The organism is Anabaena sp. EIM26, assembly GCF_057568715.1.
In genome coordinates this window covers 1,336,920-1,356,369 of the sequence record NZ_CM172472.1, presented here as the reverse complement: position 1 = coordinate 1,356,369, position 19,450 = coordinate 1,336,920, and the positions used below count along the sequence as shown (strand labels likewise).

Annotated in this window: 16 protein-coding genes; 12 read left to right on the top strand and 4 right to left on the bottom strand. The window is 39.2% G+C overall.

Annotated elements, in window-relative coordinates; all coding sequences use genetic code 11:
* The first annotated feature begins 293 nt into the window (after positions 1 to 293).
* Positions 294 to 2,021 (top strand): alpha/beta hydrolase, encoded by a 1,728-nt coding sequence (locus AC012T_RS05770; RefSeq protein WP_487063898.1) that lies wholly within the window; start codon positions 294 to 296, stop codon positions 2,019 to 2,021.
* Positions 2,022 to 2,156: 135 nt separating this feature from the next.
* Here the strand turns inward: AC012T_RS05770 and AC012T_RS05765 are convergent, their stop codons facing one another.
* On the bottom strand, positions 2,157 to 2,447 hold the full coding sequence (locus AC012T_RS05765) for a type II toxin-antitoxin system RelN family antitoxin (protein WP_487063896.1): 291 nt from the start codon (positions 2,445 to 2,447) through the stop codon (positions 2,157 to 2,159).
* A 206-nt stretch (positions 2,448 to 2,653) separates the two neighbouring features.
* Between AC012T_RS05765 and truB the strand changes: the two genes are divergently transcribed.
* Both truB and AC012T_RS05755 read left to right on the top strand, forming a co-directional pair.
* The gene (truB, locus tag AC012T_RS05760; protein WP_487063894.1) at positions 2,654 to 3,532 is read left to right on the top strand and encodes a tRNA pseudouridine(55) synthase TruB; all 879 of its coding nucleotides are present in this window, start codon (positions 2,654 to 2,656) and stop codon (positions 3,530 to 3,532) included.
* Between the two features lie 189 nt (positions 3,533 to 3,721).
* Complete coding sequence (locus AC012T_RS05755; protein ID WP_487063892.1) at positions 3,722 to 4,504, top strand: DUF928 domain-containing protein; 783 nt, start codon at positions 3,722 to 3,724, stop codon at positions 4,502 to 4,504.
* Positions 4,505 to 4,516: 12 nt separating this feature from the next.
* Here AC012T_RS05755 and AC012T_RS05750 read toward each other — a convergent pair whose 3' ends face one another.
* Both AC012T_RS05750 and AC012T_RS05745 read right to left on the bottom strand, forming a co-directional pair.
* Positions 4,517 to 4,813, bottom strand: a complete 297-nt coding sequence (locus tag AC012T_RS05750; RefSeq protein ID WP_487063890.1) for a hypothetical protein — start codon at positions 4,811 to 4,813, stop codon at positions 4,517 to 4,519.
* 270 nt (positions 4,814 to 5,083) lie between these two features.
* Positions 5,084 to 6,199 (bottom strand): ABC transporter ATP-binding protein, encoded by a 1,116-nt coding sequence (locus tag AC012T_RS05745; RefSeq protein WP_487063888.1) that lies wholly within the window; start codon positions 6,197 to 6,199, stop codon positions 5,084 to 5,086.
* 276 nt (positions 6,200 to 6,475) lie between these two features.
* On the opposite strand from AC012T_RS05745, the gene AC012T_RS05740 reads away from it, so the two are divergent.
* Positions 6,476 to 7,669: a sensor histidine kinase gene (locus AC012T_RS05740; RefSeq protein ID WP_487063886.1), complete on the top strand. Its 1,194-nt coding sequence runs from the start codon at positions 6,476 to 6,478 to the stop codon at positions 7,667 to 7,669.
* Between the two features lie 107 nt (positions 7,670 to 7,776).
* On the opposite strand, the gene AC012T_RS05735 is transcribed toward AC012T_RS05740, so the two are convergent.
* On the bottom strand, positions 7,777 to 8,493 hold the full coding sequence (locus tag AC012T_RS05735; protein WP_487063884.1) for a GUN4 N-terminal ARM-like repeat domain-containing protein: 717 nt from the start codon (positions 8,491 to 8,493) through the stop codon (positions 7,777 to 7,779).
* A gap of 397 nt (positions 8,494 to 8,890) precedes the next feature.
* Between AC012T_RS05735 and AC012T_RS05730 the strand changes: the two genes are divergently transcribed.
* The 8 genes from AC012T_RS05730 to AC012T_RS05695 all read left to right on the top strand — a co-directional run bounded on the left by AC012T_RS05730 (position 8,891) and on the right by AC012T_RS05695 (position 18,291).
* Complete coding sequence (locus AC012T_RS05730; protein ID WP_487063882.1) at positions 8,891 to 10,312, top strand: NADP-dependent isocitrate dehydrogenase; 1,422 nt, start codon at positions 8,891 to 8,893, stop codon at positions 10,310 to 10,312.
* Positions 10,313 to 10,790: 478 nt separating this feature from the next.
* The gene (locus tag AC012T_RS05725) at positions 10,791 to 11,453 is read left to right on the top strand and encodes a hypothetical protein (protein ID WP_487063880.1); all 663 of its coding nucleotides are present in this window, start codon (positions 10,791 to 10,793) and stop codon (positions 11,451 to 11,453) included.
* A gap of 68 nt (positions 11,454 to 11,521) precedes the next feature.
* Complete coding sequence (locus AC012T_RS05720) at positions 11,522 to 11,977, top strand: DUF29 domain-containing protein (protein WP_487063878.1); 456 nt, start codon at positions 11,522 to 11,524, stop codon at positions 11,975 to 11,977.
* Positions 11,974 to 13,308, top strand: a complete 1,335-nt coding sequence (locus tag AC012T_RS05715) for a four-carbon acid sugar kinase family protein (protein WP_487063876.1) — start codon at positions 11,974 to 11,976, stop codon at positions 13,306 to 13,308. Before AC012T_RS05720 ends, AC012T_RS05715 begins: the two co-directional genes overlap by 4 nt.
* A gap of 128 nt (positions 13,309 to 13,436) precedes the next feature.
* Positions 13,437 to 14,501: a septum site-determining protein MinC gene (gene minC / locus AC012T_RS05710; protein WP_487063874.1), complete on the top strand. Its 1,065-nt coding sequence runs from the start codon at positions 13,437 to 13,439 to the stop codon at positions 14,499 to 14,501.
* Between the two features lie 45 nt (positions 14,502 to 14,546).
* The gene (gene minD / locus AC012T_RS05705; protein WP_015213165.1) at positions 14,547 to 15,353 is read left to right on the top strand and encodes a septum site-determining protein MinD; all 807 of its coding nucleotides are present in this window, start codon (positions 14,547 to 14,549) and stop codon (positions 15,351 to 15,353) included.
* Positions 15,354 to 15,388: 35 nt separating this feature from the next.
* On the top strand, positions 15,389 to 15,691 hold the full coding sequence (minE, locus tag AC012T_RS05700; RefSeq protein WP_487066468.1) for a cell division topological specificity factor MinE: 303 nt from the start codon (positions 15,389 to 15,391) through the stop codon (positions 15,689 to 15,691).
* Positions 15,692 to 15,882: 191 nt separating this feature from the next.
* Positions 15,883 to 18,291, top strand: a complete 2,409-nt coding sequence (locus tag AC012T_RS05695) for a GH116 family glycosyl hydrolase (protein WP_487063871.1) — start codon at positions 15,883 to 15,885, stop codon at positions 18,289 to 18,291.
* Positions 18,292 to 19,450: the final 1,159 nt, after the last annotated feature.

Here is a 19,450-nt window from a genome sequence, read left to right as displayed (position 1 = left end):
CTAATCGCAGAGATATTTGTTTTATCCTAATTGACTCTATTTCAATCAGGACTTACGCAAAACAGAACGTAAGTAGGGGTAATTCATGAATTATCCCTACTCAAGAATCATGTTTTTAGTTCAATCTTGCGTAAGTCCTGTCAATTAACCTCTAAATTTTGTCTTCACGAAAAAAAGCTCAAAAATATCCAGAAGACTGAGGCAAATAAGAGTATATAAATTTATTCACAGGGTGTCTGAATAACTACCAAATTTAACGCCTCGCGAAAAAACATCACTGAAATATTTGAGCGATGAATAGTTTGTTTGGTAATTGGGCCAGCAGTCTGAAAAAATTTTTCCTCTTGCTGGTAATTTCAATATTGCTGCCAACATTTGGAATTAATAATTCTGTAATGGCAGCAGAGAAAATATCCGCTTCTTATTCGTTACTAGAAATTTCCGTTCCTGTAATTAGTTTAGAAACCTACGCCAAAACTGGATTAATTGATCATGAATTGTCAGTATATCAGCAGTATATTTCACTTCAAAAACTGCAAGAACTACGACAAATTTTACTCAGAACTATCAAAATTAGTCCCGCAGTAGCTTCACAATTCCTCCATACACAACAAGGAGAATTTTTGCTGCGACGGCTGGCAGAATTAATTAAAACTAAATCTCGTCAACCTGAATCAGGATTTCATGCTTTACGCACAGCAATAATTTTAGCATCGGGTGAAGCAGACGGTTTAACATTATTAAATTTGCTACGAAAATATCCTACAAATAATATTCATATTAATTTAGCTGATAGTCTAGAAATAATTGGTGAACTGGAGAAATTAATTAATGAAACGAAGATAGCGATCGCAGCAATTCAGCAAAAAGCCAGTCTAGAAGCTGGTATCATCCAAAAGGCAAGTTTATATCAGCTGCCAAACTTAAAAACTGAAGGCGGTGTAAAATCAAAGAAATATCAGCTAGAGTTCTTTGATGTCACCCGTAATCGGCGGTTACTGACTGATGTTTATGTTCCTAATGTTCAGCATCCCACTTCAGTAATTGTCATTTCTCACGGTTTAGGTTTAGATAGCAGTAACTTTCGTTATTTAGCTACTCATTTAGCTTCCCACGGATTAGCTGTTGTGGTTCCTAATCATCCGATTGCTAATGCTCCAAAATTGCATCCTCAGCAATCTGTTGGTAAAAGTAATACAACTAGATTGATAGAGTCAGGTGAATTTATAGATAGACCTTTAGATATTAAATTCATATTAAATCAACTAGAAAAAGTTAACAAATCTGATGGCAAATTTCAAGGTCGGTTAAATCTGCAACAAGTGGGAGTAGTTGGCCAATCGTTTGGTGGTTATACTGCGTTGGCTTTAGCAGGGGCAAAAATTAACTTTGAGCAGCTAAAACGAGATTGTCAACCAGATACGCTGCGGGATACCTGGAATATGTCTTTATTCCTGCAATGTCGGGCTTTGGAATTGCAAAGAGAGCCAAAACTAGAATATGATTTGCGAGATGAGAGAGTTAAAGCTGCGATCGCAGTTAACCCCATCACTAGCTCTATTTTCGGACAAGCTGGTTTAAATCAAATTCAAACTCCTGTCATGCTGGTTGGTAGCAGTGAAGATACTGTCGCACCAGCTTTATACGAACAAATTCTCCCTTTCGCTTGGTTGACCAATCCCCATAAATATCTAGTCATGTTTGTTGGTGGTACTCATTTTTCTAGCATTGGTAATAGTAGTCCAGACAGCAAGCAAGTAGCATTACCAGTAGAAATGGTTGGTGATGCTTCCCAAGCGCGTGCTTACATCAATGCTTTGAGTTTGCCTTTTTTGCAAACTTATGTAGCCAAAATGCCACAATATATACCCTATCTTAATGCCAATTACGCTCAAACTATTTCTCATCAATCTTTGGGTTTGAGTCTGGTTCAATCTTTGAGTAATCAAGAATTAGCATCGGTACTGGGTAATAATTTTCAGGAAGCTTTCCCTGTAAAAAAAAACTTTCCCACACCATAATCGGGTTTGGATTATGGATGTTGAATGTTGGTGTATCCTTGCTTCATGTCTTGATTTTTTTGTAATTTTTTTTTCAAAGCAGGGAAGTTTGAATTATTCGCTCTTTAAAGTTCTTGCTCATATTGAGCGATTGCTTCACTCTGCATCTATGCCTGACCACATTTCTGAAATGGGAATAGTTTGTCCAGTTAAAGCTTCATGTAAACCTTGACGAATACCTTCAATGACCATTTCAGTAGGCGTTTCATCAGAATCGACTTCATCATCTTCGGAAAGTAAGACGATAATGCGAACGCGCTGTGGTTTGATCAATCCCAGCGATTGATCTAGGGTAAGTTGTCCACTCTCATTAATTGTCGCAGTGGTTTCAATCGCTTTCATACTGTAATAATATTGATGGCTAATGATGGCTAAATATTGAGACAATTTAATCTACTTATAGTTTAGTACAGCCAAACCTGTAATTAAACAAATACTATATTTTGTCTGTGCTAGTATAATTAATTACTTTAACTAATTCTACTAGAAACAGAGTTTTTTAAGCGCAAAATATAGGCTACACCAACAAAAATTAGAAAATCAAATAGTATTCCTATATAATTACTGAGAAATTACGAATTACAAATTATTCTGTGCAAGGATTTCTCAACCTTAACAAACCATTAGACTGGACTTCTCACGACTGTGTAGCGCGAGTCAGAAGACTTTTGCGTCTAAAACGAGTGGGACACGCGGGAACATTAGATCCTAAAGCTACAGGAGTATTACCAATCGCTCTAGGTAAAGCTACTAGATTATTACAATATTTACCTGGTGAAAAAGCTTATCAAGCCACTATCCACCTGGGTATACGTACAACTACTGATGATTTGGAAGGGGAAGTTATTACTTCTCAGCCTTGTCCTGGGTTAAATTTGGCAGCAATCAAAATAGCACTTAGGCAATTTATCGGCACCATTGACCAAATTCCCCCTAGTTACAGCGCCATTCAAGTGGATGGAAAACGTCTGTATGATTTGGCACGTAAAGGGGAAATTGTGCAAGCACCAGTGAGGACAGTAGAAGTTTTTGATATAGAAGTTATAGACTGGCGTGATGGTGATTTTCCGGAGTTGGAAATAGCGATCGCTTGTGGTGCCGGAACATATATTAGAGCGATCGCTCGTGATTTAGGTATAGTCTTAAGCACAGGTGGAACTCTGGCCACTTTGACACGAACACAAAGCAGCAGTTTTCACTTAAAAAATAGTCTCACCCTCACCGACTTAGAAACCCAAATCCAAGCTGGAACCTTTCAACCCATTCTCCCAGATGCAGCCTTACAAAAGTTACCATCTGTAAATTTACCAGGAACATTTGCCAAAAAATGGTGTCAAGGTCAACAAGTTCCTGTAAATATGGATATTTTGGGAATAGTGCGAGTCTATGAACAAGAAACCCGCTTTTTAGGTATTGCTCAATTAGAAGATAATGTGTTGATTCCCCAAATGGTTTTTGAACCGATTTCTTGATTAAATTTTCCCCAAAACCCCTTTCCCTCATACATTGGAGCTTCCTGCCTCTGACCTTATCCTCATGCTAAATATTCACAACCATCTACTTAGATGCACCTTAAAATCTTCACAATATCCTCGTTGATCTACGGAATTTAGCTTTCTGAATGTGAATTTTAATAAAGTAGCAAACCAAATATCCCTATCATGAATTTACAAAAGTATATTAATTTTTTGACTTTAGGAAAAATTGCTGTCGGAATTTCTCCAGCGCTGATAATTTTATCTAGCTTTTCTTTACCCTCATCAGCACAAATTTCCTCAAGCCTTCAATTACCAACAACACCTAACAGCAAATTATTAGCACAGTTGCAATTTCCATCCGCACCCGACCGAGGTAGACCTCAAAGAACAGGTGCAGGAGGAAGACGTGGAAATTCTTGTATTAGTAGCCAAAATGACCAACCATCTTTAACTGCTTTAATACCTACATGGGATAATAATGGGCAAACAGTTTCTAATAATCCAGAATTGTATGTGTATGTTCCCCAAATTAATACAAAATCTGGAGAATTTGTATTAATAGATGAGGATGGAAATGAAGTTTACCAAACTGATTTCATCCCACCTGATCAACCAGGAATAGTCAAATTGACCATCCCATCCAATGCTGATCTAAAAATAGGCAAAAAATATCAATGGTTTTTTACAATTGTTTGTAATTCTGAAGATAGAAGTCAGGATGAATATGTATCAGGTTCACTAGAACGGACTACCCTAGGTTCATTATTAAATAATAACCTTCAGCAAGCAGCACCTCTCAAACAAGCAGAGATTTACGCCAAGAATAGAATTTGGCATGATACTATTAGTAACGTTGCTGACTTGCGTACTGAAAATCCAGATGTATGGTCACAACTGTTAAAATCAGTTGGTTTAGAGCAGTTAGAAAAAGAGCCTTTTGTTGATTTCGGTACACCGAAACCCTAATGTTTCATGACTTCATTCCCAAGTAGCCACATCCCGCAACACATGAGGAATTTCTCCCTGTGATAAGGGAAACTCTAAAAAGGTTTCCCTATACCCCAAATATCCAGACTCAGTAAAAGACATTAGCATTCGTGCTAGTGCTAACCACACTTCTGATTCATATTCCCAATCACTATAACGCCTAGCACGACCAGCTATGGAACGTAGCGCCCAAAAGTAAGAATTTCTCACCACAGAACCACCTTTTTTAAATTCAGGTACATCCTCTTTATGGATAAATAAAATATTATTGTCGATTCTGGTTCTCATATATTTTAGATTTTAGGTAAGTATTCAAAATAAAGAATACTCCAAGTCAGGAGAATAAAGGCTTTTTTAGTTAAATTTGATGATTTTGATAAAATCTAGAACTAGCCCTTTCAAGGTGGTAAAATTTGCCATGAAGATTGAAGGGCTAGTCCTAAAATCTTACTTCTCTCTATTCTTCATTTTATAAACATTCTGAACCGCAGGTCTGCGTAGCATCTCCGAACTCCTGACTCCGAACTCCGAACTCCTGACTCCTGAATTTTTACGAATTTAGACTATCGGAAAAATCCTTTCCCCAGTGCTTGTATTAAACACAAATAACTGATTTAAATCTAATTGTAAATTCAGGTGTTCACCTGGATGTAAACGCACACCTCCACCCAGCTGCACATTGATAAACCCAGAAGAACCGAGTAAACTTGCACGAATTAAAGTTTCTCTTCCCAAAGTTTCCACCACCTTAACCTCTACAACCAAATCTCCCAAATCTTGCTCACTGTATTCACCGTGTCTCTGCGGTTTGTTAATACAAATATGTTCAGGACGAATACCCAAATTACAGATTTGTTCTGGGTGCAAATTTAAACCTGATTTTATATTTTGAGGAATGGCTAATAATTGCCCACTAATATCAAAATTGTCACCTTTATAAATAGCTGGTAAAATATTCATTGGTGGATTACCCAAAAAACTTGCTACCATCTCATTAGCAGGAAGGGCATAAATACTTTGAGGATCACCAATTTGTTGAATTTTACCGCGATTTAAAACCACGATTTTATCAGCTAAAGTCATCGCTTCAACTTGATCATGGGTGACGTAAATTGTCGTAATTCCTAATTGTTGATGTAGCTGTTTTAATTCGGCTCTGGTATCATCTCGTAATTGAGCATCTAAATTAGATAAAGGTTCATCGAGTAAAAATAGCTGTGGTTGACGTGCGATCGCTCTCCCTAATGCTACCCGTTGCTGCTGTCCCCCCGATAGCTGCTGGGGTTTACGATTTAATAAATGTTCTAGAGAAAGCGATCGCGCTACAGTAGTTACTCGTTCTTGAATCGTCTTTGGATCAACTTTCCGCATTTCCATCCCAAAGGCGATATTTTGCCCTACCGTCATGTGGGGATATAGGGCATAGTTTTGGAATACCATGGCCACATCACGCGCTCTGGCAGGAATATCATTAACCAAGCGATCGCCTATAAACAGATTACCAGATGTAGCAGTTTCTAATCCGGCGATAGTCCGCAAAATCGTAGATTTACCACATCCCGAAGGGCCAACAAACACCCAAAAATCACCATCAGGAATTTCAAAGCTAATATCCTCAATAGCGGTGACATTATTGAATTTACGCTTAATATTTTCTAGAACAACTTTTGCCATTATGAAATTAATTCGTTGTATTTGGCAGTTTTATACAATTATAAGGGAATAGTAACTATAAACTCCGCGCTGTTTCTAGATCTTCCCATTGTACTCTTCTGATATTTTAGGAGGTTAATGGCATTTTCAAAGCTGTAGTTGACGGGTTAGTTGCTATCTATATTCTGATCCTATATAATTCATCTTCATATCATGATTTATGTCAATAATGGTGAAGATCATCTTCTAAAATAATTAAACTCATTAGTTTACATTAGATTCATGGAATTTAAATAAATGGATTTTAGTCAAGTGCTGGCTGATAAAAATGATTTTATTTTAGATAAATGGGTGATAGCTGTTCGCCAAGATAAACAGATAGAAAGTGCTGATAATCTATCCTTCAGTGCCATTAAAAATCACATTCCATATATATTGAAAGCAATAGTAACAGTCCTGTCAACAGATGAGATCAATGATTTTAAGTCAATCGTCACTGCGAGTTGGGAACATGGAATGATTAGAGCTGCACAAGGCTTTAACTCAGAAGAAATTGCTAGGGAATATCATCATTTAAGAACAGTGATATATGATGCAATACAAGAAGACTTGTTGCAGGAAACTCCTAGAGATATCGTTCGGGCTTTTCGGTTGATTAACGCGGTACTTGATGAAGCCATTGCTCGCTGTTTTAATAGTTATGTTGATGAACGATTAAGAGAATTAGATCATCTTTATAAGACTTTAATGTTGCACAATCAGGAACTAACTAGATTAGTTAATGCTAATCGGGAAAATCTCTCTTTACTAACTCATGATTTAAAACAGCCTCTAGCTTCGATTATTGGTTACTCTGATTTATTTTTACGTCAATATCAAAAAAGTGATGAAAAAGAAGCTTTTCACAATATCGAACATATTGAACGAGTATTACGTAATGGCAGGCAATTGCTACGTTTAATTAATGATCTACTAGAAGTATCGCGGTATGAAGCTGGCAAAATCAAACTGGAACTTACATCACCAGATGTCTGTGAAATCATTAATAATGTATGTGAAATGCTTGAGCCTTTAGCTGCTGAAAAAAAATTGGCACTCATAGTTAATTGTAAGCAAGAAGCACAAAAGATAACCACTGATGCATTTCAATTACAACAAATTATCATAAATCTTGTTAGTAATGCAATTCGCTATACAGAGTCGGGAACTATTAATATTACTTTTCGTATATCAGATCATAAAAAATGGGAATTTATCGTCGAGGATACAGGTATTGGAATTGCCACAGAAAACCAAAAGCAGATTTTTGAACCCTATTTTCGTTGCACTAGTCCAAAGTCTCACCTACCTGATAGTAGTGGTTTAGGTTTAACAATAGTTTCGCACTTAGTAAAACTATTACAAGGTGAAATTAAGCTAGTTTCTCAACTAGGAGTTGGTTCTAGTTTTACTGTAATTTTGCCTTTGCGAATAGAAATGAAAGAAGGTTGATTTCGATCAGAGACGCAAAAAGGCTAAAAATATTTTTGCGTCTTTGTGTGAAATCAATATTTTTCAATGCCCCCTGCCTGATCGCAACGACTATTTTTAACACCAACTTAGGTATTCCAAGCAGGATGATTGAGAAGCGAAGACATCACCCGCACACCCCGCAGTTGATTAGAGAGGGGTAGATGACCTCTAGGGGCGCTTAAATCCCATGTAAACTCTTGTGGGTAGCGTGTCCAGTTATTACCGCTTTTCCAGCCTATTTTCGTCCATAGGTTGATCCAGTTTTTACCCAACCCCAACCAAATTTCTCGCTGTACAGAAAAACCAAACTTCCCTTCCGAGTGGACTACCCACAAATGATTAATAGTTCGTAAGTCCTGAGTAGGGAAATTATCCACATCAGTAAAATACAACCATTTTCTCTGTACAGTTGTGGGGCCTGCCACTTCACACATTTTTTGGATAGTCAGAAGATCGGCAGCTTGGAACTCTTGACGAGTTAGTAGCTGTTGCAAAGAATTGTAACTGATCCCACAGTCTGATTTTAGAGGTACAATTCCTTCAGGAAAGTTAGTTTCTAGAAATTGTTTGGCTGTGGGTGCATCAGAGTTGTAGACTACTTGGTAGGCGTTACCATCAATCCAAGTTGCTGGGGTGTCACGACGTTTCAGTAAAAATTCCTGCAACACTTCCAATCCCTCATTACCCAAGTTAGCTAACTGTGGGATGATTTGTTGTTGGACTTTTTGGGACCCAGCGATTAAATTTTGGCGCAGGGAGTCGATGTTATTAGCAGTGCCTGATAAAATCATTGGGTCTGTCATGCCATTACTCGTGTTAGCGGTGAGCGGAAATAAACGATTCAGCTATTGGGCATTCTACAAAATGAAGCACAGATAGCGAAATGTAGTTTACTATTTTTGACCGTACAAAATAGCGATCGCTTAACTGAAAGCTACACCTGAGCTATCAATACTGTATCAGTTAAAGCCGGGGATAATCTGCGCCTCAGGCATAAAGAGTGAGTTGCAGGAGTTCAGAATACAGGATTTGCGGGAGTTACAGGAGTATGACTATAGTTTGCGTGACAAATTAGGAGTCATACTGCCAAGATACTCCCTATCACAATGGAGGAGTTTTGAAGATAAATGTATTCCTTAAATTTCTGAACTTCTGAACTCCTGAACTCCTGGAAATTATTCTATTTGGAGTGTGTTAACTATGTACGATAAGATTACCCCCCCGACAACTGGATCAAAAATTACCTTCAAAAATGGTGAACCAGTAGTCCCTGAAAATCCTATTATCCCGTTTATTCAAGGTGATGGAACGGGTATAGATATTTGGCCGGCAACGGAAAAAGTCCTTGATGCTGCGGTAGCTAAGGCATACAAAGGCAAACGAAAAATTAGCTGGTTTAGGGTTTATGCTGGTGATGAAGCTTGCGATTTATATGGGACTTACCAGTATTTACCCCAGGATACATTAACAGCTATTGAAGAATATGGCGTTGCTATTAAAGGCCCTTTGACTACTCCGGTAGGTGGGGGGATTCGTTCTTTAAATGTGGCACTACGACAAATTTTTGACCTTTATACTTGCGTGCGTCCTTGCCGATATTATGCTGGTACTCCATCTCCACACAAAACCCCGGAAAAACTGGATGTAATCATATATCGGGAAAATACGGAAGATATTTATTTGGGGATAGAATGGAAACAGGGAAGTGAAATAGGCGATCGCTTGATCAAGTTCCTAAATGAGGAATTGATACCCGCTACCCCAGAACATGGTAAAAAGCAAATTCCCCTCGATGCGGGAATTGGCATCAAACCCATCAGCAAAACCGGTTCCCAGCGTCTTGTCCGCCGGGCTATCAAACACGCCTTGTTATTGCCCAAAAATAAGCAACAAGTGACCTTGGTGCATAAAGGCAATATTATGAAATACACCGAAGGCGCTTTCCGTGATTGGGGTTATGAATTAGCCACCAGCGAATTCCGTAACGAAACAGTGATAGAACGGGAATCTTGGATTTTGGGTAACAAGGAGAAAAACGCCAATCTCTCCTTAGAAGAAAACGCCAGAATGATTGATCCTGGGTTTGATTCCCTGACTCCAGAGAAGAAAGCGCAAATTGTCAAGGAAGTAGAAACAACTCTTAACACCATTTGGGAAAGCCACGGAAACGGCAAATGGAAAGAGAAAATCATGGTCAATGACCGGATTGCTGATAGTATTTTCCAACAAATCCAAACCCGTCCAGATGAGTATTCTATTCTGGCGACAATGAACCTCAACGGTGATTACCTGTCTGATGCGGCTGCGGCTATCGTGGGCGGTTTAGGCATGGGGCCAGGGGCGAATATTGGGGACTCCTGCGCCATTTTTGAAGCTACTCACGGTACTGCACCCAAACACGCGGGGTTAGACAGAATTAACCCTGGTTCTGTAATACTTTCCGGTGTAATGATGCTGGAATTTATGGGTTGGCAAGAAGCCGCAGATTTGGTTAAAAAAGGATTGGGTGATGCGATCGCAAATTCTCAAGTCACCTATGACCTAGCGCGGTTAATGGAACCACCTGTAGAACCATTAAAATGTTCTGAATTTGCCGACGCAATCATCAAACATTTCGGTTAATTTTTACTACCTGTAGGGGCGGGGTTTCCCCGCTCACAAGGGTAGGTATTTTACATTGTCGTGAGGGCAAGACAAGGATGACAAGGAAGGACAGTGGACAAGGGAGGAAAACCGTGCAAAATCAGATTCTCTTGGTAACAAGAACAGTCCGTCAAAATACCATTGTGCGTATCAAATCTTCCTTGTCTACCTTCCCTCCTTGTCTTCCTAGTCCTGCCTTTACAGTTAATATTAAAAACCTACCCCTGTGAGGGGTTTCCCCGTCCTATAAAACTCCATTTCTCAAATAGTGGATAAAATCAATCATGATTGAGCAACTTTTGAAACTAAACTTAGACACCATTCATCTCACAACGGCACACCAGGTGAACGCTATCAGAATGACACTTTTAACCCGTTTTTAGAATAACTGCAATTATCACGGTAAAGCGGGCTAAAATAGATACTTAACTCACCCTGACCCAAGGAGTATCTAGCGGTGCAGCCAGATTTAGTAGGATTAGAAATCAGCAAAGGGGAATTGAGGCGTTTAACAGGTTTTGATACTGAAGACATTTTTAGACCCTCAATTATGGCAGACAAGGAAAAGCGGATGGGCTTTTTCTTCAACGAAGGCTTGGTGGCTTTGGCACTTACGCCGATTATTGTCGGCTTTATTTATGCTTTTATAATTTTGCCCATTTTGGGATCTTCCACTAAATTGGGGATTATTTTACTGATTATTGTACCTATTGCTGTGGTTGTGGGGCGATCGCTCTGGCGAAAAAAAACCTGTCCCCATGCACTGACAATCCTTTTAGATGAAGTTGATAGATATCACACCGTAGTCCAAGCTATAGATATCAATGATCAACTCGCCACCTCTGGCAACTCCCAAAGTAGCATTAGCGACCGAGAACAAGTAATATCTGCACTCCAACTAATTAGAGAAGATTTAGTTCGCGCCTTAAAAAGTGAACGTATTTTGCGCGATAATAAAAAACTGCTTCTTAACAACCAAGAGTTACTAGTCAATAACTTAGCCAATTTGCAAGCCTTACAAGTTAGCTCTCAAGCTGGTGAATATGCACTACTCCTAAATGAGTCATTACAGATTGCGTTAGATGTGCAAGCGGAAATCAGAAAACTCAGAAAAGTGTAATCATAAATTTATTCCCCAAAATTCAATGCTTAAATCTTAATCTGTCTATTCAATCAGGAGAATCCTAAATGATATCTAAATTATTGAGTCAAACTCTTTATGAACAGGATTATCCCCAGTGGTTAGAAACCACTTTACAAAAGTTACAAGAACGGGATTTAGAAAATCTTGATTGGGAGAATTTGATTGAGGAGATTGCCACATTAGGGAATGAACAAAAACACAAACTAGAAAGTTATCTCCTGCAACTGCTCAAACATCTGCTGTTGTACCAGCATTGGAGTCTTCCCGACTGTAAAAATCATTGGGAAGTAGAAATTGATAATTTTCGGGTAGAAATTAGGAAATTAACAAAATCAAAAAACCTCTACAATTATATGTTAACAGTGGTGGATGAAGTTTATACTGATGCAGTACGACAAGCAAATAAAAAAAGTGGTTTAAATTGTTTTCCTGAAATTTGCCCTTACACAGTTGAGCAGATTTTAGATGTAGAATATTTGCCACCATTCACATATTTATGAATAACAAACCCAAAATAATCGTTTTAGATGATGATCCTACCGGTTCGCAAACCGTCCACAGTTGCTTATTATTGATGCGCTGGGATGTAGAAACCTTACGTTTGGGTCTAAAAGATGATGCTCCCATTTTCTTTATCTTAACTAATACGCGATCGCTCACACCAGAATCAGCCGCAATCGTTACTAGAGAAGTTTGTCACAATCTCAAACTCGCACTAGCAGCAGAACAAATAGATGATTTCCTTGTAGTTAGTCGTTCTGACTCTACTCTCCGTGGACATTATCCCATAGAAACGGATGTCATCGCCGAAGAACTCGGACCCTTTGACGCTCATTTTCTCGTTCCGGCATTTTTTGAGGGAGGACGTATCACCCGCGACAGCATCCATTATCTAATTATTGATGGTGTTCCTACCCCAGTCCATGAAACAGAATTTGCTCGTGATTCCGTCTTTGGTTACAATTACAGCTACCTACCCAAGTATGTAGAAGAAAAAACCAAAGGACGTATTCAAGAAAATACAGTCACTAGATTTTTACTAGCAGATATCCGTGCTGGTAGTTTAGAACGTTTGCTACAACTCCATGACAATCAGTGTGCTGTGGTAGATGGTGAAACTCAAGCAGATCTCAATAACTTTGCTGTAGATATATTAACAGCCGCAAGTCAAGGCAAACGCTTTCTATTCCGTTCTGCTGCCAGCATTTTAACAGCTTTAGCTGCCCTACCCCCTCAACCCATCGCCGCCGAAAATATGGCAGAATATGTCCGTGGTGGTAAACCAGGTGCAGTGATTGTTGGTTCCCATGTGAAAAAGACAACTCAACAGTTAGAATCACTGTTAAAAGTTGAGGGGACAGTAGGAATCGAAGTTGAAGTTGGACGATTAGTTGATGATGGAGTGAATGAATCAGCTAAACTGTTAACTGAAATTCTCGAAAGCGTCCAAGCAGTACATAATGCTGGTAAAACACCAGTAGTTTATACTAGCCGTCAGGAATTATCTTTTAAAGATGTTAAAACTAGGTTGGATTTTGGAGTAAAAGTTTCGACATTACTTATGGATGTCGTCCAGGGTTTACCGTCTGATATAGGATTCTTAATCAGCAAAGGTGGTATTACCTCAAACGATGTCTTGAGTACGGGACTAGCTTTAACTTCAGCTAGGTTACTAGGTCAAATTTTAGCAGGTTGTTCAATGGTGTTGACTCCATCTGACCATCCCCAATTTCCTAACTTGCCAGTTGTTCTATTTCCCGGTAATGTCGGTAATGCTGATGCCTTGGCTACCAGTTATCAAAGATTGACTGGACAAGGAATGAGAAATTAGCAAGATGGGAAGCTTGAAAGACGCTTTTACGCGGAGATAAATTTTAGATTTTAGATGGGAGTTAATTAAATACAATCCAAAATCCAAAATCCAAAATCCAAAATCGAGTACCCAATCACCAATTACCAATGAATTCTGATTCTACTAACTCCCCAAAAAATTTGGAAACGGAGTCAAATTCTGCACACCCTGATGTAGAATTAATCTCTCAACTAACTGAACTAGAGGAAAAAGTTGCCAAAACTACCGATATAGAGGCAGATACTGTTGTTGATGCTGAAGATAGTAATTCTATTATCCCCAATGGGGAGTTAACTTCTGTTCTTAACTATTTACAAGTTAATTCAGCAGCAAATGTAGATTCTGATTCTGAAGCGAAGAATACAGAGGAATCTAATTCTGAGTTGACTGATTTGGACAGCAATGAGTTAGGATTACCAGAACCAAAGCTTAATAATATCCAAGTTCAGTTAAAAACTGAAGAGGAGAGATTGTTATTAATTTTGCCAACCGAATCCCAAGTACCTGCTTCAGAAATTAGTTGGTCAGAGATTTGGCAACAAATGAGACAGCGACTCAATGCTGGGGATCGCTTGCGAACTCCTAATACCACAGTACATCTGTTAGCAAAAGACCGTTTATTAGATACTAGGCAACTGCAAGAATTGGCAGAAACTTTAAATGAAGTCAAACTTCAGCTAAAATCTGTAGTCACTAGTCGGAGGCAAACAGCGATCGCAGCTTGTTCTTTAGGTTATTCTGTAGAACAAGTACAGCTACAACCATCTTTTAGTGCCGATTCCCAAGCTACCACCTCCAAACCTCAAGCAGATGCCCTTTATCTAGAAATGACCGTCCGTTCTGGTGGAGAAATTCGTCATCCTGGCACAGTCATCATTTTGGGAGATATCAATCCCGGTGGTATTGTGGTCGCAGATGGAGATATCCTGGTTTGGGGTCGTTTGAGAGGTGTTGCTCATGCTGGTGCGGGGGGAAATCGTGATTGTTTAATCATGGCTTTGCAAATGGAACCAACCCAATTGCGGATTGCAGATGCTGTAGCTAGAGCGCCGGAAAAATCTCCGTCGCAATTTTTCGCGGAGGTGGCACATATCACACCCGAAGGAATTCGCATCGCTAAAGCTACTGATTTTTCTCGCAGTCAGTTAAGTAAAATTAATCAGAACCTCTAAATATTTAGTATTATTTGCTGAACCCTATTCGAGCGCATCGCTATTATGACTCGCATTATTGTAATTACCTCCGGTAAAGGAGGAGTGGGCAAAACCACAGTTTCCGCCAATCTGGGCATGGCTTTAGCCAAAATAGGCCGCCAAGTTGCCTTGGTTGATGCGGATTTTGGTCTGAGAAATTTAGATTTGCTATTAGGACTAGAAAACCGAATTGTCTACACAGCCGTAGAAGTTCTGGCTAGAGAATGTCGGCTAGAACAGGCTTTGGTTAAAGATAAGCGACAACCAAATCTTGTACTTTTGCCAGCTGCCCAAAATCGCACTAAAGATTCAGTCACTCCTGAACAGATGAAGCTGCTAGTAAATGCACTGGCGCAAAAATACCAGTATGTGGTGATTGATAGTCCCGCAGGTATTGAAATGGGATTTAAAAATGCGATCGCACCAGCCAAAGAAGCTCTAATTGTCACCACTCCTGAAATTTCTGCCGTTCGGGATGCTGACCGAGTAGTGGGGTTATTAGAAGCACAAGGAGTCAAAAAGATTCATTTAATAATTAACCGCATCAGACCTGCAATGGTACGAGCAAATGATATGATGTCTGTGCAAGATGTTCAGGAACTTCTCGCCATCCCTTTAATCGGGGTAATCCCTGACGACGAGCGTGTCATTGTCTCTACTAACCGTGGTGAACCTTTAGTATTATCAGACACCCCCTCTTTAGCAGCCGTAGCCTTTGAAAACATTGCTCGTAGGTTAGAAGGGCAAACTGTCGAATTCCTTGAGCTTGACTCATCCAACGACAACATCTTTTCGCGGTTGCGGAAGTTGTTGTGGACAAAGATCGTTTAACTCGTTTTCCAGTCTTCGCCTTAGACCTAGCCGCAATGATTCTTGAACTTTTAGAAAAACTTTTTGTTCGCACACCCGATACCAGTCGCACTCAAGTTAAACGTCGCTTGCAACTAGTGATAGCCCACGACCGCGCTGACTTAGACCCCCAAACCTTGGAAAAAATGCGCCAAGAAATTTTGGAAATAGTCTGTCGCTATGTGGAAATTGAGACGGACGGTTTGGAATTTTCCTTAGAAAGCAATCAGCGCACTACAGCCTTGATTGCCAATCTACCTATCCGTAGGGTTAAAGATAGTAACACTGATGAGTTAGAAAGTAGTGATACATCACAGTAGTTAGAATAGTTATCATGTATTTAGACCACACTGTAGAGACGTTGCATGCAACGTCTCTACAGGAATTTTAATTACCTGAAAAATAGCCTGACAAAAATAACTTGTGTATGGGGTAGGGGTTTTTAACAACTTGATCAAAATCACACATTGCGCTACTCTTCCTTAGCGTCAACCAGTGATATCTGACATAAATGACAACCCCCACCACCCTGCAAATACCATCCTGTACTTGGAATCGTCCTATCGGTTTAGGCTGGGACAAACCCTATACCGTCCGTTACCCTAGTAATATTGATGATGGCCCTTGGCACGGAATGCCCCTTGGTGGTTTTGGTGCAGGTTGTATTGGTCGTTCCTCACGGGGAGATTTTAACCTGTGGCACATTGACGGTGGTGAACATATTTTCAACACCTTCCCCGCTTGTCAATTTAGTGTATTTGAATCAACGGATATAAATACTAAAGCTTACGCTTTATCTACCCAACCCCCGGAAGATGGGACTTTACAAACATGGCAATGGTATCCAGCATCTAGCACTACAGGGGAAACCGGGAAATATTATGCTTTATACCCTCGTAGTTGGTTTGTTTATGAAAATGTATTTCAAACTCAGCTAAGTTGTGAGCAATTTTCCCCTATTTGGGCAAATAATTATCAAGAAACTAGTTACCCTGTAGCGGTGTTTGTTTGGAAAGCACACAACCCTACAAATGCACCTATTACTCTTAGCATTATGCTGACTTGGGAAAATATGGTGGGTTGGTTTACTAATGCTTTGAAATCTCCCCAAGTGCAAATACGGGATGATGGTAGTCCGGTTTATGAATATCAGCCACGTTTAGGTGCAAGTCAAGGTAATTACAACCAGATAGTCGAAAATGCAGAAAACTTCAGTTGTTTTTTAGGTCGGGTAGCTAGTGGTGAACCTGTCCAGGAAGGTGATGGTAGCTGGTGTATTGCTACGCCAAAACATCCCCGTGTGGAAATATTTAATCATACCCGTTGGCATCCAGCAGGGACAGGCGCGGATATATGGCAAAGCTTTGCAGCCGATGGATCTTTGGCTAATGATCAAGATGCAACTCCCGCAGACGAAAATACACGTTTAGGCGCAGCCATTGCTGTCCGTTTTACTCTCCAACCAGGAGAAACTCTGGAGATTCCCTTTACTCTGGCTTGGGATTTTCCAGTTACAGAATTTTCGGCAGGAATTAACTATTACCGCAGATATACAGACTTTTTTGGACGCAATGGAGAGAATGCGGGGAAAATTTCGACTGCTGGATTACAAGAATATCAAAATTGGCGATCGCACATCCTAACTTGGCAAAATCCCATTCTCAATCGGGAAGATTTGCCAGAATGGTTCAAAATGGCGTTATTTAACGAACTTTACGACCTCACCAGCGGCGGAACTCTCTGGAGTGCAGCTTCAGAAATTGATCCTATCGGTCAGTTTGCAGTATTGGAATGCTTAGATTATCGCTGGTATGAAAGTTTAGATGTCAGGTTGTATGGTTCTTTTGCTTTACTGATATTATTCCCAGAATTGGAAAAATCAGTGATTCGCGCCTTTGCACGGGCAATACCTCACAGAGATGATCATCTACGGGTAATTGGCTATTACTACACAATTGGGGCAGACACAACAACAGCCGTTCGCAAGGTAGTCGGCGCAACACCACATGATTTAGGCGCACCCAATGAACACGTTTGGGAAAAAACTAATTACACCTGCTATCAAGATTGTAATTTGTGGAAAGATTTGGGTAGCGATTTTGTCTTGCAAGTATATCGAGATTTTATCTTTACAGGTGGGCAGGATGTGGAGTTTTTGGCAGATTGTTGGGATGCAATTGTGCAGACTCTCGATTATCTGAAAACCTTTGATTTGGATGGTGATGGTATACCCGAAAATTCGGGCGCACCTGATCAAACCTTTGATGATTGGCGGTTGCAGGGTGTGAGTGCTTATTGTGGTGGGTTGTGGTTGGCAGCTTTGGAAAGTGCGATCGCTATTTGTGATATTTTAACGAACCGCAGAGGCGCTGAGAACGCTGAGAAAATAAGATTGCAAAAATCAATTTATCAATCTTGGTTAGACCAATCACTACCTATTTATCAGGAAAAGCTTTGGAATGGGCAATATTACCGCTTGGATAGTGAAAGTGGTTCTAATGTAGTCATGGCAGATCAGTTGTGTGGGCAATTCTACGCCAGACTACTGGGTTTACCGGATATTGTCCCCGGTCATAATGCCCTCTCGGCTTTGCAAACAGTTTATGATGCTTGTTTTGTAAAATTTTGTAATGGTCAATTTGGTGCTGCTAACGGCGTTCGTCCTGATGGTTCACCAGAAAACCCCAAAGCTACCCATCCCCTAGAAGTCTGGACAGGTATCAATTTCGGACTAGCGGCTTTTCTCATACAGATGGACATGAAAGATGAAGCAATGCGCTTAACCCAGGCTGTAGTGCAGCAAATTTATGACAATGGATTGCAATTCCGTACCCCAGAAGCAATTACATCTGCTGGTACTTTTCGTGCCAGTACTTATCTTCGGGCAATGGCTATTTGGGCAATTTACTTAAATTTTTAACGCGAGTGCGGCGACTCTTCCCAATTACCGGATAAATGTAACTTTATTTTCTGATTATTTCCGGAATCCATTGAAAAACTAAGTAATGGTAAGAGTCGAAAGATTTCATGCTCAGTAACCCTGTTGGAAACTATACGCTCATTACGCTTTTAGGTCAGAAAGATCATGAATATCCGCTATCCCCTCAACAAAAGCTATGATCATCAAATTTTTGTACAAAAATATCGAATTTAAGGTGTAAAACAACACTTTTAATCCGATATACATATTAGTTTCTCACCTTCTATTACAAAGTATCCAAAAAAAATACAGAAAAATGAAAAATTAGGAGCATCAATTGTCTTAATTAATTGTGTCAGGTTCACAAGTAGTTGCACTCTTAACCTACAGACAGGCAGTTCACTCAATCAGGACTTATATTATAACCCTTTGATTGCTAATTGGCAATCAATTATTGTTTAAAATTCAGAATTGACATATTAGCATCACAGAGCCAACTTCCCATTTATCAACGTTGTTCTCTGAAACCGAAGTATCAATTTTTAACAAATTGTCAATTATAAACTCATCATAATTAAGAGATTGAATTCACATTTATTAAAAATAAAATAGCAACTGTAATCTCACGGAATTTAGTTAATTTTATATTCAAAAATTATAAATTTTATCAAAAAAATAATCCCAAAAGTATTTATTTGCGCTTAACTTCAAATTAGCGTTTTAATTAGATTATTGCAGATAACTTTAATGAATTAACTCTTTTGTTAACGCACCCGCTTATAAGTGTTTTTTTATATACTATTAGTGTGACAATTATCCTTTATCTATCATATCATAAAATAGTATCATAAACAACTTAACAACAGAATCAGTTGACTTGTTGCCGGGTAATATGTTACTCCTATTTCACTAGACTCTATTGAATACAGGTGTGGCTACAACTATTTTTAGACCAGACTTCAAAGAAAAACATATAACAATATATAATGACTAAACTATTACGGCTAATTTGATTTAAAAAAGTGAATTTGATTTTCACTAAAGCCACCAAAAGTCTTAATTAGCAAGGGTTCAGAAATCAATTTAATCATAATAATTACTAAAAAAGTAACTGTCATTAGAGTTTTTAAGTATATAAAATGAGGGGTGTCACCCCTCA